Source organism: Methanomassiliicoccales archaeon (assembly GCA_014361295.1).
Classification (GTDB): domain Archaea; phylum Thermoplasmatota; class Thermoplasmata; order Methanomassiliicoccales; family JACIVX01; genus JACIVX01.
In genome coordinates this window covers 1123630-1137477 of sequence record JACIVX010000001.1, presented here as the reverse complement: position 1 = coordinate 1137477, position 13848 = coordinate 1123630, and the positions used below count along the sequence as shown (strand labels likewise).

General features: G+C 47.9%; 15 protein-coding genes and 1 tRNA gene. 13 read left to right on the top strand and 3 right to left on the bottom strand.

Annotated features, from left to right (window positions below; genetic code table 11):
• Positions 1–22: 22 nt before the first annotated feature.
• Positions 23–1321 (top strand): Glu-tRNA(Gln) amidotransferase subunit GatD, encoded by a 1299-nt coding sequence (gene gatD / locus H5T41_05705; protein ID MBC7108264.1) that lies wholly within the window; start codon positions 23–25, stop codon positions 1319–1321.
• The gene (gene gatE / locus H5T41_05700) at positions 1314–3176 is read left to right on the top strand and encodes a Glu-tRNA(Gln) amidotransferase subunit GatE (GenBank protein ID MBC7108263.1); all 1863 of its coding nucleotides are present in this window, start codon (positions 1314–1316) and stop codon (positions 3174–3176) included. Before gatD ends, gatE begins: the two co-directional genes overlap by 8 nt.
• Here gatE and H5T41_05695 read toward each other — a convergent pair.
• Positions 3173–3742: a methyltransferase gene (locus H5T41_05695; GenBank protein MBC7108262.1), complete on the bottom strand. Its 570-nt coding sequence runs from the start codon at positions 3740–3742 to the stop codon at positions 3173–3175. The two genes, gatE and H5T41_05695, sit on opposite strands and share 4 nt — an antisense overlap.
• 149 nt (positions 3743–3891) lie before the next feature.
• On the opposite strand from H5T41_05695, the gene H5T41_05690 reads away from it, so the two are divergent.
• From H5T41_05690 to H5T41_05675, 4 genes are read left to right on the top strand one after another with little or no spacing between them, the layout of a single operon-like run.
• On the top strand, positions 3892–4800 hold the full coding sequence (locus H5T41_05690; GenBank protein MBC7108261.1) for a rhomboid family intramembrane serine protease: 909 nt from the start codon (positions 3892–3894) through the stop codon (positions 4798–4800).
• Positions 4797–5372 (top strand): MBL fold metallo-hydrolase, encoded by a 576-nt coding sequence (locus H5T41_05685; GenBank protein MBC7108260.1) that lies wholly within the window; start codon positions 4797–4799, stop codon positions 5370–5372. Before H5T41_05690 ends, H5T41_05685 begins: the two co-directional genes overlap by 4 nt.
• A gap of 40 nt (positions 5373–5412) precedes the next feature.
• Entirely contained in the window at positions 5413–6012 is a 600-nt protein-coding gene (locus H5T41_05680) for a hypothetical protein (protein MBC7108259.1), read from the top strand.
• 12 nt (positions 6013–6024) lie between these two features.
• Positions 6025–6678, top strand: a complete 654-nt coding sequence (locus H5T41_05675; GenBank protein MBC7108258.1) for a protein-L-isoaspartate O-methyltransferase — start codon at positions 6025–6027, stop codon at positions 6676–6678.
• Here the strand turns inward: H5T41_05675 and H5T41_05670 are convergent.
• A complete protein-coding gene (locus H5T41_05670; protein ID MBC7108257.1) occupies positions 6615–7340 on the bottom strand; it encodes an HAD family phosphatase in 726 nt (241 codons plus the stop codon). The genes H5T41_05675 and H5T41_05670 overlap by 64 nt on opposite strands.
• A gap of 60 nt (positions 7341–7400) precedes the next feature.
• Here H5T41_05670 and H5T41_05665 point away from each other — a divergent pair, with 60 nt between their 5' ends.
• The 7 genes from H5T41_05665 to H5T41_05635 all read left to right on the top strand — a co-directional run bounded on the left by H5T41_05665 (position 7401) and on the right by H5T41_05635 (position 11868).
• Positions 7401–8123 (top strand): TraB/GumN family protein, encoded by a 723-nt coding sequence (locus H5T41_05665; GenBank protein MBC7108256.1) that lies wholly within the window; start codon positions 7401–7403, stop codon positions 8121–8123.
• Positions 8124–8176: 53 nt separating this feature from the next.
• A complete protein-coding gene (locus H5T41_05660; GenBank protein MBC7108255.1) occupies positions 8177–8857 on the top strand; it encodes an FAD-dependent thymidylate synthase in 681 nt (226 codons plus the stop codon).
• Positions 8858–8891: 34 nt separating this feature from the next.
• Positions 8892–9083 (top strand): 30S ribosomal protein S17e, encoded by a 192-nt coding sequence (locus tag H5T41_05655; GenBank protein MBC7108254.1) that lies wholly within the window; start codon positions 8892–8894, stop codon positions 9081–9083.
• Between the two features lie 42 nt (positions 9084–9125).
• The gene (locus H5T41_05650) at positions 9126–10091 is read left to right on the top strand and encodes an ABC transporter ATP-binding protein (protein ID MBC7108253.1); all 966 of its coding nucleotides are present in this window, start codon (positions 9126–9128) and stop codon (positions 10089–10091) included.
• Positions 10088–10903, top strand: a complete 816-nt coding sequence (locus tag H5T41_05645; protein MBC7108252.1) for an ABC transporter permease — start codon at positions 10088–10090, stop codon at positions 10901–10903. The genes H5T41_05650 and H5T41_05645 overlap by 4 nt, the downstream gene beginning before the upstream one ends.
• The gene (locus H5T41_05640; GenBank protein MBC7108251.1) at positions 10894–11748 is read left to right on the top strand and encodes an ABC transporter permease; all 855 of its coding nucleotides are present in this window, start codon (positions 10894–10896) and stop codon (positions 11746–11748) included. The genes H5T41_05645 and H5T41_05640 overlap by 10 nt, the downstream gene beginning before the upstream one ends.
• Positions 11749–11794: 46 nt before the next feature.
• Positions 11795–11868 (top strand) — tRNA-Arg (locus tag H5T41_05635).
• 5 nt (positions 11869–11873) lie between these two features.
• Here the strand turns inward: H5T41_05635 and H5T41_05630 are convergent.
• The gene (locus H5T41_05630; GenBank protein MBC7108250.1) at positions 11874–13793 is read right to left on the bottom strand and encodes an NFACT family protein; all 1920 of its coding nucleotides are present in this window, start codon (positions 13791–13793) and stop codon (positions 11874–11876) included.
• Positions 13794–13848: the final 55 nt, after the last annotated feature.

Genomic DNA, 13848 nt, shown 5'->3' with positions numbered 1-13848 from the left:
GTTTTTATCGTCGGGGAGATTGATGAGTTACTCAAACCTAGCATTCAATATCCTCAGAAAAAGCGGAGCCGAGGAAGGCGATCATGTCGTCATCGAGACTGATAATAGAGTTTTTGAGGGAATCCTCATGCCTCACCATGAGTTTAGCGATCCTGATGTCGTTGTCATCAAGTTGAGAAGTGGCTACAACATTGGTGTGAGGGTTTCTGAAGACACGAAAATAACTACAATCAGAAAGGTTGAGAAGAAAGAGAAGCATCTTAAAAAGAGAGAAACGCACGCGGAGAAAAAGGATGTTGCGATCATTGGAACTGGTGGGACGATCGCAAGTTATGTTGATTATCGTACTGGGGCAGTGCATCCTGCGCTGACGGCCGAGGAACTTGTTAGTGCGGTTCCTGAGATTGCAGAGATATGCAATGTCCAGGCGAAAGTCCTTTTTTCAATTTTCAGCGAAAACATGACTGTCGAGAAATGGCAGGCAATCGCAGAGGCTGTGGCTGACAGAATGCGTGAAGGTGCGGAGGGATGCATCATTCCCCATGGAACTGACACAATGGGATATACTGCGGCGGCGCTTTCTTTCATGTTTGAAAACCTTCCGCGGCCCGTGATCCTTGTCGGTGCACAGCGATCTTCTGATCGCCCCTCGTCCGATGCGTACACGAATCTAATTGCAGCGGCGAGATTTGCAGTCGAATCGGATGTTGCTGAGACATGCGTGCTCATGCACGAATCGCCGTCAGATACTTCGGCTTTAATTCATCGCGGTACAAAAGTAAGGAAGATGCATACGAGTCGGCGGGACGCTTTCAAGAGCATCAACAGCAAACCTATTGCTAGGGTTAATTTTGAAGGAGGAATTGAGTATCTCGCGCCATATTGGAAAAAGAACTCTCATCCTGTTAGTCTGAAAACTGAAATGGAGGAGAACGTCGCACTTCTCTTTTTTTACCCGGGTATGAGCCCGTCAAAGTTTGAAAGGATTCTTCTAGAGCACAAGGGAGTCGTTATTGCAGGTTCGGGGCTAGGGCATGTATCATCAGATATGGTGCGATTGATCGCGAGGACGATCAGATCGGGGACGGTCGTTGTCATGACCTCTCAGTGCTTGTACGGTAGAGTGAATCTCAATGTATACGATACGGGGAGAGATCTGCTCGCAGCTGGTGTGATTCCCGGGGAGGACATGCTTCCAGAAACGGCATACGTAAAACTGATGTGGGTACTTGCTCACGCCTCGTCGGAGAAGGAGATCGAGTCAATGATGCGGCAGAATCTCCGCGGCGAGATCTCGCAGAGGAGGGAACTCGATGAGTAAAGAGGCGATCATCGGCCTCGAAATCCATCAGCAGCTCGATACAAAGAAACTCTTCTGTTCGTGTGATTCAGCACTTGTTGATCTCGAAGGTGGTACTTTCACGCGGAGGTTGAGGCCGACGCAGAGCGAACTAGGCGACATCGATCGGGCAGCACTCGCCGAAGCAGAGAAACGCATGAAGTTCAATTACCAAGCGCCTCGCGGTGTCTCGTGCCTTGTAGAGGCGGATGAGGAACCGCCTCACGACGCGAATCGAGATGCGATTGAGATTGGTTTGACAATCGCCTCTCTATTGAACGCAACACCGGTCGATGAGATACATTTCATGAGAAAAATCGTCATCGACGGATCGAATACGACGGGCTTTCAGAGGACTGCCCTCATCGCGGTCGACGGCTCGATCGAGATCAATGGTAGAAAGATTTCAATTCCGACAATCTGCCTTGAAGAGGATGCCGCAAGAAAGATCGAAACGAAATCCGGCGAAGTTACGTACAGGCTCGACCGCCTCGGCATCCCGCTTATTGAAATCGCAACAGGCCCGGAGCTTCGCACGCCAGAGGAGGTCAAGATTGCTGCGCAGAAGATCGGATCGGTTTTGAGGGCGACGAAGCGTGTGAAGCGCGGAATCGGCACAATACGCGAGGATCTCAATATTTCAATTTCAGGTGGAGCGAGGGTCGAGATCAAAGGGGTTCAGGAGCTCAGGATGTTACCGATCTACGTTTCAAAGGAGATCGAAAGGCAGAAGATGTTACTCGAAATCAGGGAAATACTCCGGTCGCGATCAGCCCCACAAGTCACTCCTCATTTTTTCGATTGCACCGAGATTTTCAGGGATACAAAATCGAAGATTGTCCGATCATCTATTTCGTCGGGCGGAAAGGTTCTCGTTCTCCCATTGAAAGGATTTGCCGGCGTGCTCAAGAGCGCGGATAATCGTTTTCGCCTTGGCGCGGAGCTTGCGCAGCATGCGAGGGCAAGAGGAGCTGGAGGAATCTTTCATACAGATGAATTGCCTGCTTACGGGATCGATGAAGCCGCGGTCGCTACCGTAAGGAAAACGCTTGGACTCGAGGAAAACGACGCGTTCGTCATGTGCGTCGATCTGCCAACAAAGGTGGAAAGAATTCTCGAGGCCGTTGCATCACGTGCTGGATACGCTTTGATCGGCGTGCCTGAGGAAACTCGTGACCCGTTGCCCGACGGAACGACCGCATACAGCAGGCCATTGCCTGGGGCAGCCAGGATGTACCCTGAAACCGATGTTAGACCGATTACCGTCGACGCCGAATTGATCACACGTATCAAAGAGAGATTACCAGAGTTGCCTGAATCCAAGGTTAAGCGCTTCGTGTCGCAATATGGCATTCATGAGCAGCAGGCCGAGCAGATTATCAGGGAGGGGTTCGAAGAGATTTTCGAAGAAATCGCCTCGAAATGGGGCCTCGGAAGCATCGCTGCGAAAACGCTGTTGAGCACCTTCCCTGAGCTTGAGAGGGAAGGTGTTGGTGTTTACTCAATTGATGATGACAGAATCAAAGAGATATTCCAGGCGCTTCATGATAACAGATTTGCGAAAGAAGCGCTTCCGGATATTCTTAGATTGGTCGCAAAAGGCATTCCTCTTCAAAAGACGATCGAGGATCTCGGTTTGAAAACGATTTCGATGAACGAGGCAGTGGCGATTATCGAACAGATCGTTGAACAAAGAAGAGATTTCATCAAAGAAAGGAAAATGAACGCGATGGGGCCGCTCATGGGTGAGGTTATGTCACAGTTGAGAGGCAAGATCGATGGCAAGATCGCAAGCGAATTGCTGAGGAAGGTGATTACGAGGATAATTGGAGATTAGGAGACACGGAGGCGAAGGACGGCCAGCTCTTCAAAGAACATTTTTTTCCTCGCAATGAAATCAACTTTGAAAGGAGCGAGTAATTCCTTCAGCGTATCCTGATTCATGAGCGATGAAACGACGATGAATATTCTTCCCGCTTCCTTCAGAAACTGAGGGACCGAACGGAGAAAACGTTGCAAGATTTCAACACCGTCGTTTCCTCCAGCCCAAGAAATTGACTCATCCGTATCCTCATTAACAGGCAAATAAGGTGGATTGAAAATGATTGTGTCAAATCTTCCCCTGATCGCTGAAAAGAGATCGGAACGAAGGACGTTGACAGGCACAGAGTTTCTTTCGGCATTGCTTCTCGTACATTGCACGGCTTCCTCTTTAATATCGACGGCGGTGACGATAGCGCCAGCCATCGCGCAATGAATCGAAATGATGCCGGTTCCGCATCCGATTTCGAGGACTTCCTCGTCTCTTTCGACATCAATTGATTCAAGCAGAAGGAAAGTATCCTCCCTCGGCGGATAAACACCGGGACATTCCGCAATTTGAATCTGCTTGTCAATCCTCATATTCCTTCCGTATTCATTATTGGATACAGTTGTGTGGCATAAAAGAATATCTTTATCGTCGATTTCGCCGAAAAACCCATAAGATCACTTTCATTGACTTGCGAAATGCAGATAACGCTAGAGCTTGCTACACTCTGCCAGGTGTTCGAATGAATTCTCTCTCGTGGATCGCGATCATCATCATCGTTCTTTCAATTTTCATCGGTTTCACGAAACGGGTCAGTATGACAAATTCGTTGATCATGGGGAATCTCGTTGTTTATTTTCTGACGATCATTTCACTCGAAGATTTTGGCTTCTTCGCGATCTCGCCAGTCCAGCTCGAATTGGGATTTAAGCCAGTGTATCTCATCACTGGAGAGAATTTTTACACTCTGGTTACGCAGATGTTCGTGCACTCGTCGATTGCCCATATCTTCTTCAACATGCTCTTTCTTTTTCTCATAGGCGGGCACCTCGAGCTGAGGATTGGAAAATCACGCTTTTTCGCGATTTATTTACTCGCTGGGCTGCTCGGAGTGCTGATGGAATCTCTCGTCCAATGGGGTTCAAATGTGTTAATTATCGGGGCCTCTGGCGCGATTTCCGGCGCTATGGGGGCACTTCTCCTTCTTTATCCAAAAGAAGAAATCCCGATGTTTCTGGGGCCCATTTTCTTACCTCGCGTACCTGTTTGGCTTTCCGTCGGAACATGGTTTGCGATCCAAGTTGTTATGGTTTTTGTCGACTCAGGACCGATCGCCTACACCGCACACGTCGGTGGATTTCTTACTGGGGCGTTGCTCGCCTCAGCAATGTCTCCTGGGATCAAGGTCGCCGAGCGGAAAAAACCTGAAGCGTCCCCCTTCGAAACCTCAGCGCTCGAATCTCTTGCGACGACGGAGGAGCTGAAAAACGCACTAGCAATAATAAGGGAAGAAAAATTTGAGGATGTGAGAAAGGCGTGGCTTGAATATTTTGTGAAGCGGGCTCGATGTCCAAAATGTGGATCTCCCCTTTCTTTCAACCGCTCTCAAATTCGTTGCACTTCATGCGATTTTGCGACGGTGGTTAGATGAAAGAAACGATGGTAGAAATCCTGTGCGAGGGCATGATCCGAAAAGCTGGTGGTTTCGTCGTAGAGGCGCACTCAAGTTCAATCCTTGTTTACAATGATGAGATGAGAGCAATCGTGGACACAAGCAGTAGCGCGTATCGCGAAAAATTGCTTTCTTCTCTCAGAAACTTAGGGATTGGATGCAACGAGATCGATGTCGTAGTGGTTACACACCTTCACCACGATCACACTGGAAATAACGATCTTTTCGCTCGAGCGCGATTCATCGCCCACGCAAACGAATATCCCCCCGATCATTACATGAAGATTTCTAGTGATGTCGATCTCTTTGAAGGCGTTCACATCGTTCATACGCCGGGGCACACAAGAGGTAGCATCAGCGTCTTCGTCGAGTCGGAATCGAGAGTTGCAATCGTAGGTGACGCGCTACCAACGAGGGATAATTATGCGAAATGGCTACCGCCAGCGATTCATTACGATGCGTCAGAGGCGCTTGAGAGTATAAAGAGAATAGTCGGTTTCGCAGATCTCGTGATTCCAGGTCACGACCGCCCGTTTAAAATCGACCGATAATTATAACTGGGAGTACGCTAAATGGATTGTGAAGATTGAAATGACAATCCCGAGTGCTGTTTACTTGGAATGTCCCTCATGTGGTACCAATACACTCCATGAGGTTCTCAGAGGTAGGGTTGGAGGAAAGAAAGACACGCTGGAGGCGACGGTGCGCTGCAGGAAATGCGGCACTATTCATACTACTCTTTACACTGAAATGAAACCATTAAAGATCCCTATCATCATCAGCGATCTTGGAAGATCGCGGAGAGAGGAAATCGAGCTCGGTCCAGACGAGCTGGTCACCATCGGCGATGAGCTGATTGTCGGGGATACGCAAGTCATTGTGACCTCGATCGAAAGTGGCGAGAAAAGAATGAAAGAATGCGTCGCCAGGGAAATAGGCACGATATGGGCGAAGAGATTTGATAGGGTAAAGGTTAAGATATCAATCAATAAAGGAAGTAAAACGATTCCCGCCGAGATGCTTGTTCCGCCCGATGAGGAGTTTTACGTCGGGGATCTCCTGACTGTCGGGAAGTACAATGTTGTTGTGCATAATATCAAGACGAAGGACAAAATGCTGAGAGATGGTGGTAGCGAGGCGCGGGAGATCGTCAGGATTTATGCCAAGATCGTCAGGACGACGAACGCTTGAGGTGCTTGAGGCATGGATTTCGACGTCGAAAGGAAGCGAATGATTAGATCTCTCATTGAAAAGGGCTACCTCACAAAGCCTGATGTGATTAAAGCGATGGAAAAGGTCCCTCGGCACCTCTTCGTTCCTGAAGGTATTCGTCGAAGTGCATACATTGATACACCTCTTTCAATCGGGGAAGGACAAACAATCTCTGCACCGCATATGGTCGCGCTCATGGTCGAAACTCTCGATCTTCATCCTGGAATGAAGGTTCTCGAAGTCGGTGGGGGATCGGGCTATCATGCAGCGGTCATGGGAGAGCTTGTGAGACCAGATGGCCATGTGTATAGCGTCGAAAGAATCGAATCCCTCGCTGAAAGGGCGAAGAGAAATCTCAAGGAGGCGGGGTATGATGACATCGTGACGATCGTCGTTGGCGACGGATCAAAGGGCCTGAAGGAGTACGCGCCATTTGACAGGATTTGCGTTGCTGCGGCAGCTCCGGGTGTGCCTGAACCGTTAAAACAGCAGCTTGCTGATGATGGCAAACTGCTTGTACCAGTCGGCGGTCGGTGGTATCAGGACCTCATTCTCGTCGAGAGAAAACAAAACAAATATCTTCAAATGAACCTGGGTGGCTGTGTCTTTGTGCCATTGATTGGTGAATACGGATACGGCGATTGAGAGGGCTTTTCGAAGATGAAAGGAAGAACGGCACGCAAATCATTCGATTGAATAATAACATCAGCTTTCTTAACGACGATCTCATCAATCGGGTTAAATGCGATTGAAAGACCGCAGTCCTCAAACATCGACACATCGACAAAGCTATTTCCTACACTCACAACTCTGTTTCTTGCAATGCCCCATTTTTTCAGAAATAAATCAAGTGCCTGTCGTTTATTCGTCAGTTCAACCCTCAAAATTCCTTCGCCAGTCAAGCAGCCATTTTCGTCATACTCGAGACCATTTGCAATGTAATCGTCGAATCCAAAGATACGCTTGATTTTTTCGGCGATAACATCTATTCCCCCACTCACGATGACAACTTTCATCCCAGCATTTCTCAATGTGCGGACTGTTTCATCGATGCCTTCCGAAAGGGGCAGGGGAGTGAGAATTCTTTCGATATCTTCCCTGCTTAAATCTCTCTTACACGCTTTCCAGAGAGCGATGTCTCTGCGCATGAATTCGATGTCGTCAATCTCGCCATGGATGTACTTTTCCAGCGAAGTTTCGTTGGTCACGCCGAAGTGATCATGGATCCATGTCCATGAGCTTGGATAGTCGACGAGAACGCCATCCATATCAAAGGCAACAAGATCGAAACGTCTTTCCTTTGTCATTTTCGTGATCAGAGAAGAGCATGAAAAGATTATTAAAATCTTCGCGCCATGAGTTGAACAATGATCACGCTTGTCGGTGTGGGGCACGTTTTTAATATTTCGGAGCAGGTGCGCCAGATCATATTCTCTCAGAGACCTAAAGTTGTCTGCGTTGAATTGGATCCCCACCGTTATGAGACTCTACGCAATCCTGAGGCGGCTCGGTCGATGCCTATTATGTATCGCATGCTCGCTGAAGTGCAGAAAAGAATGGCAAGAGAATTTGGCGGAGAAGTTGGAATGGAGATGATTGCTGCGACTGAGGCCGCAAAGGAAATCGGGGCAGTCGTCGAATTCATCGATGACGATGCGGTGGCGATTTTTGAAAGACTCTGGAAAGAAATGCCTGTCAAAGAAAAGATCTGCCTTATGTTTTCGGCAATTACTGGTTTTTTCATGACCAAAGGAAGAATCGAGAAAGAATTGGAAAGATTTGAGGAGAATGGAGAGGATTATCTCAGGTTATTTGGTGAACAGTTTCCGACGATCAAGAGAATGCTCATCGACGATCGTAATAGAATGATGGCACTGAGAATAGAAGGCGCATGTGCACACCATGGTAAAGTAGTGGCCGTCGTCGGCGATGGGCACATTGAGGGTATCAAGAAACTTCTGAATAAGGATGAAATCAAGGTTTTCAGGTTGCGGGATTTGAGAGAATGGCCATCACACGATGAAAAGAAATCGCCAGCTGGTAACGCCGAGGCATCGTTCCACTTCACCTATTCAGATCAATATTTATGAAAATCATATATCACACAAGAACAATCTAGAAAGAGAAAGCTGAGAGGCGATCGATGAGGGTCAAACTTCTTTCGTACACGAAGGATGCTGAAAAACTCTGTGCCGCGGCCGCACAATCTTGTTATTCAGAAAAGCCAGCGAGCGAATTGTTAGTGGACATCGACGATACTCGATCGGGCAAAATCATTTCAAAAGTTGTAGGTATGGGTCATCACTCTGTCATCGAGCACGCATGTTATACCTTTAGCGTCGAAGGCGTTTCGAGAGCACTGACACACCAGCTTGTGCGGCACAGGATTGCGTCATATTCGCAGCAGAGCCAGCGTTACGTCTCGATGGATCGCGCGGATTATGTAATTCCACCGAGTATCGAAAAAGACAGAGAGATGGCTGATGAATTCAAAAAACTGATGGATGAGATTTGGAAAGTGTATAGGCGATTATCTGAAAAAGTTGACGTAGAGGACGCGCGGTACGTGCTACCGAATGCCTGCACGACGAATATCACTATCACCATGAACGCGAGAGAACTTCTACATTTCTTTTCACTTCGCTGTTGCAATCGTGCTCAGTGGGAGATCAGAGAGGTCGCTGATAGGATGCTAGCTGAAGTCAAGAGGGTATCGCCGGCAATTTTCGAAAATGCAGGACCACCTTGCATGAGGGGACCATGTCCTGAGGGCAAAATGAGTTGTGGAAAGCCACGACGGGACGAGTTGAAAAGGCTTAAATAACAATATGGCTTAACCCGATGCTACCGGTGTAGGCATGGGAAAAATACGACCTACGTATATCAAGAGGGTGGCGCTTGAACTTGTCAAGAAGTATCCGAAGGCGTTCAATGACGATTTCGAGCACAATAAGCTGTTAGTAGAGAAACTCACGGATGTTTATTCTCCCGCAATGAGGAATCGGATCGCAGGTTACGTGACGCGATACTGGCAGCAGCTCGAGCATTGATCGATAGGTTTTTCATCACCCTCTTTGTTCTCTTCGCCAACGATGAATAATGCCGTTGAATGCAGATCTCTAAGTCGATCTTTCAAGGGGAATGCGAAGCAACCGCTGATCATTGCCCTCGATAACATCAATCTCGATGTTAGAGAAGGCGAGCTTTTCGGCTTGCTAGGCCCGAACGGTGCTGGTAAGACAACCCTGATCAAGATCCTTGCAACTCTATTGCTTCCTTCCTCAGGAAAGGTCACGGTATTGGGGTATGATGTGGAGAGGGAAGCGCATAAGATCAGACCTCGGATTAACATGGTTTCTGGCGGAGAATTTTCTGGATACGGGCTATTGACTGTGAAAGAAAATCTCTGGATGTTTTCGCAGTTCTATGGTATCCCAACCAAGATTGCAAAGCGAAGGATCGATGAATTGCTCCATGAGTTCGCGCTCGCAGACAAGGCAGACGCCAAAGTGAGAACGATATCGACAGGCCAACGGCAAAGGATGAATGTCGTCAGAGGTTTTGTGACCGACCCCGATCTGATCTTTCTTGATGAGCCAACGCTTGGTCTCGATGTCAATTCGAGCAGGACAATCCGAGATTACATACGAAGGTGGGTCAGGGGACAGAATGGAAAAACGGCGCTGATCACGACGCATTATATGATGGAGGCTGAGGAACTCTGTGATCGGGTCGCGATCATCGACCGGGGGCGCATTCTTGCCTGCGATTCGCCTTACAACCTTAAAAGACAAGTTCAGAGAGACGCTGTTTTCACTCTTGAAACAACTCAATTCGTCGATCTCGATTGGATCGGGCAAATCAGCGGCGTGAAGGGCTACAGTGGCGAAATCAACGGGGAACGGCAGAAGATTAGGATCGTTGCCGAAGATGAGTCCGTGCTAGCTGAGGTCATCCACGTGATCGCGGGAAAAGGGGTGAAGGTGCTCTCCCTCACCAAGGCGGAGCCAACACTTGAGGATGTCTTTTTGCAGCTAGTTGGAAGAGGACTGATATGATTGATTGGCGCTTGAATCTCCGTGCTGTTATCGGAAGAGCTTATCCACGAATCATTGGATCCTTCAGGGAACCAAGTTGGTTATTTTTTGACATCTTCCTTCCTCTTTTGGGAATCGCGGCGTTTGCTTTTTATTATCAGGCACTCGGCGCCCCTTCGGTTTTTATCGGTTTTGTGATTCTTGGCGGCGCGATGACGGCATACTGGCTCAACGTTCTTTGGAGCATGGCGGCACAATTCTACTGGGAGAAGGAAGTGGGGAACCTTCAGTTATACCTTATGGCGCCGATGTCGCGTATGTCTGTTCTTGCGGGTATGGCGCTTGGTGGTATTTTTTTCACATCGGTCCGCGCACTGTCAACGCTCACTTTAGGAATGCTGATTTTTGGCATCGAGATCAAGATCGTTTCCCCAGGTAGTCTCCTGATCGTTTTCTTCCTCACCCTTTTCGCACTGTACGGTATGGGAATGATGTTCTCCTCTCTGTACCTTCTCTATGGCAGGGGAATCTGGCATTTATCGAGCGTTTTTCAGGAACCGATCTATTTCGTTTCTGGCTTTTATTTTCCAGTAAAAGCACTTGGATTTTGGACGGCGCTTCTGGCTTCAATCGTTCCGATCACTCTCGGTCTCGATGCGATGAGACAGCTGATTTTCGCTGGGCAGGAAACGATGGGATTTCTACCGGTCAATATCGAGATAACTGTTCTTGTCTTTTTGACGATCGCTTTCATTTACGGCGCCCGCGTTGCGCTCGATTTCATGGAGAACCTCGGTAAGAGGGAAGGGAGGCTGACTTTGCGATGGCAGTGAACGAACATCTGCGAACGATTAGGTGGGCGGCGTGGCTTGGCTGGCAGATGGAGTCGAACTGGACGAATCCATTTCTTTTCATCATTTATTCTATCATTAAACCAATTACGGCGACACTGATTCTCGTTTTCATGTATCTCATTATTCTCAAGTCTGTCAACGCCGATCCTGTGCTCTTTTCGTATATGTTCATCGGGAACGCTTTTTATATGTATGTGGCCCAGGTCTTATTCGGCATCACCTGGGTGGTGCATGAAGATCGAGAACATTATCAGACGTTGAAGCAGATCTACATCGCGCCGATCAACTTTCCAGTTTATCTTGTTGGGCGGGGAATCAGCAAGATCATCATCACAACGGCATCGGTCATCGTGACACTCGCATTCGGAATCCTGGTTCTCGGTTTGCCTGTCAACATTTGGAGAATCGATTGGCTGTTGTTGATCGTCGCGATGATCCTCGGACTCTTTTGCATCTGCACGATTGGCATCGCGCTCGCAGGCATTTCTTTGCTAACTGCACGCCACGGGGCAGGAATCAACGAGGGCGTCGCTGGCGTTTTCTATTTGTTCTGCGGCGTGATTTTTCCCATCACCTTTCTACCTTCGTGGGGACAATCGATTGCTCTTTTCATTCCGATCACTTACTGGCTTGAATTTTTAAGGCGCGCGATGGTGCCCGAGACCGTTTCGATCAGCGGTCTTGTGAACTACTCAGCGCAAGAGATGACGGTCTTGCTTCTTGTCTCTATCCTTCTCTTTCTTTTTCTCTCCCTGATCATTTTAAAGTACGCAGATTTCCTCGCTCGAAAGAAAGGAAAACTGGATATGACGACAGCTTATTAGGCAGAAAGTGAATTAAAGGGTATACTGATATCCCGAGAGAAAAAATGCCCGAGTGGGGTAGCTTGGACATCCTAGGAGGCTGCGGACCTCCAGACCCGGATTCGAATTCCGGCTCGGGCACTTCCCTAGCTTTCTATCATCACGTTTTTCCTTTCTTTAATAGAAATGTCACCTGGCGGAAGAACTCTTGATATTTCTTCTTCGGGCACTTCGAAAAACCTTGCAAGGGCCGATGAAATCAGATTTCTATCAGTGTTCCCTGGCACGATCACAACGAATCTAGTCGATTGCTTTTCAACGGCGCTGCGAGGTCCGCACATAATCTTTCTTTCGCCTTGATACTCAATCTCGCCAATTGCCAGTTCGATAGGTAGGTGATGGAGATAATTCCTTTTTCCACGGATGATAAAGGCACCTCTGGGCACGAACTCGCCGGCCTCTGGCGTCTTTGAAACCTGATCCGGTAAAACCCAATACGCGCTTCCTTCACCAGCCCCAGCTTTCCAGATTTTTGAATGTGCGAGTGCAAAGATGCCTGCTTCTTTCATTTCCTCATCACTCGCCGTCGACCCGTCTTTGACGATAACGCTTGGCGCGCCATGAATATCCGCGTGAACAAATCTGTCGGCCGTTGTCATGTGTTTCTTGACGAGCTGTTCATTGGTCTTTGCGTCCCTGCCAGCAAGAACAAGTTTTCCGCCGGAAGTGATGAACCACTTGTATCTCTCAAACCAGAACTCTTTTGTTTTCTTTGTCTTCTTATCAACAGTTCCCCTCTCCCTGCTTGCTTTTCTCTGTTCGATTTTCGCTTCAGTCTCTTTAATGGCGACAAAAGCGCCTTCAATTTTCTCTCTCAGGCGTTTTGATTCCTGATAAAAGGCGTCAGCATTCTCTTCGAGACTTTTTAGGTAATCGAGTTTGATTCTATTTCCCTGAATCTCGAGCTCGATCGAATGTTCGGAGGGATCGATTCCTTTTACGACGTCAAATCTCTTTGAGAACTCAACGATCTCATTCCATTTGGATGAAGTGGCTTTCTCTTTGAATTTACAGAGAATTTCGTTGATCGCTATGTAATTTACAAAAAGAAGCTCGGCCAACTTCGAGCACTCGTCCGCTCTTGTTCTTAACTCTTGAATTGCGTTCTTCTGCTGCTCGAGTTGTCGCTCGAGTCTCCGAAGTTCCTCATCAACTGCCTCTGCCTCAATTCTTGGTCTCAATTCTAGGAAACGATTTATCGCATCGGAAAAAGAAACAAACTGCTCAGCGCGTGCCCCAGCGTGAATCATCAGCCTGATTGGCGTAACATCAACAGGGGAACCATCGTCAAATACAATATTCGGTTCTGGCTTGGTACGAATCGAATCGATGATTTCCTGCAATCTGCTGTTCAGGTTTCTGAAATCTTCTTCCGTCAACGAATCCGCTTTCCTGTTTTTATCAATGCCAGCCCTCAGGCAAATTTCTTCGGCATACTGGCCGCCAAGGTTGACAACAGTCGCAAGGCTTCTCACGATGTCGGATCTTGATTGTTCGAGCGCTGCTCTGAACGATTCGAAGGTTGCGGCAAGTGGGTTGAATCGCGATGGCGGGAATTTGTACTCCACGCCAGGTCTGACTTCTCTGTGCTTCCATTGTTTTGATGCAAGTGCGATGACGATCTTCCCTTCCTGCACGACAAGTAAGTTGCCATCCCCAAAAATCTCAAAAATGACCTCATATTTTTTATCTCGTTGGATTTCAAGAATAACGATTCGGTCAAAATCTTTCTGGTAAACTGATGTGATACGCCCACCTGATAAGTGTTTTCTCATTGTCATCGCGAGCTGAGAAGGAATACCAGGAAGTTCAGGGCGTTCACTGGCTAGATAAAGCCATCGTGCCTCCTGGAAGATAATTTCCTTCTTGCCAGACCCAGGCACATTGATTCTGAAAAGGAAATTACTTCCATTCCAGTGGAAGATCTTATCGACAAATCCGCCAATAATTGAGCGCATTTCAGCTGCCAAGGCGAGTACATCAAAGGCGCTCATCTCATTTTTCATCAACAATACCCATATGCCGAAGTGTCATAAATGCTTGTTTTCGATTTTGGAAAAC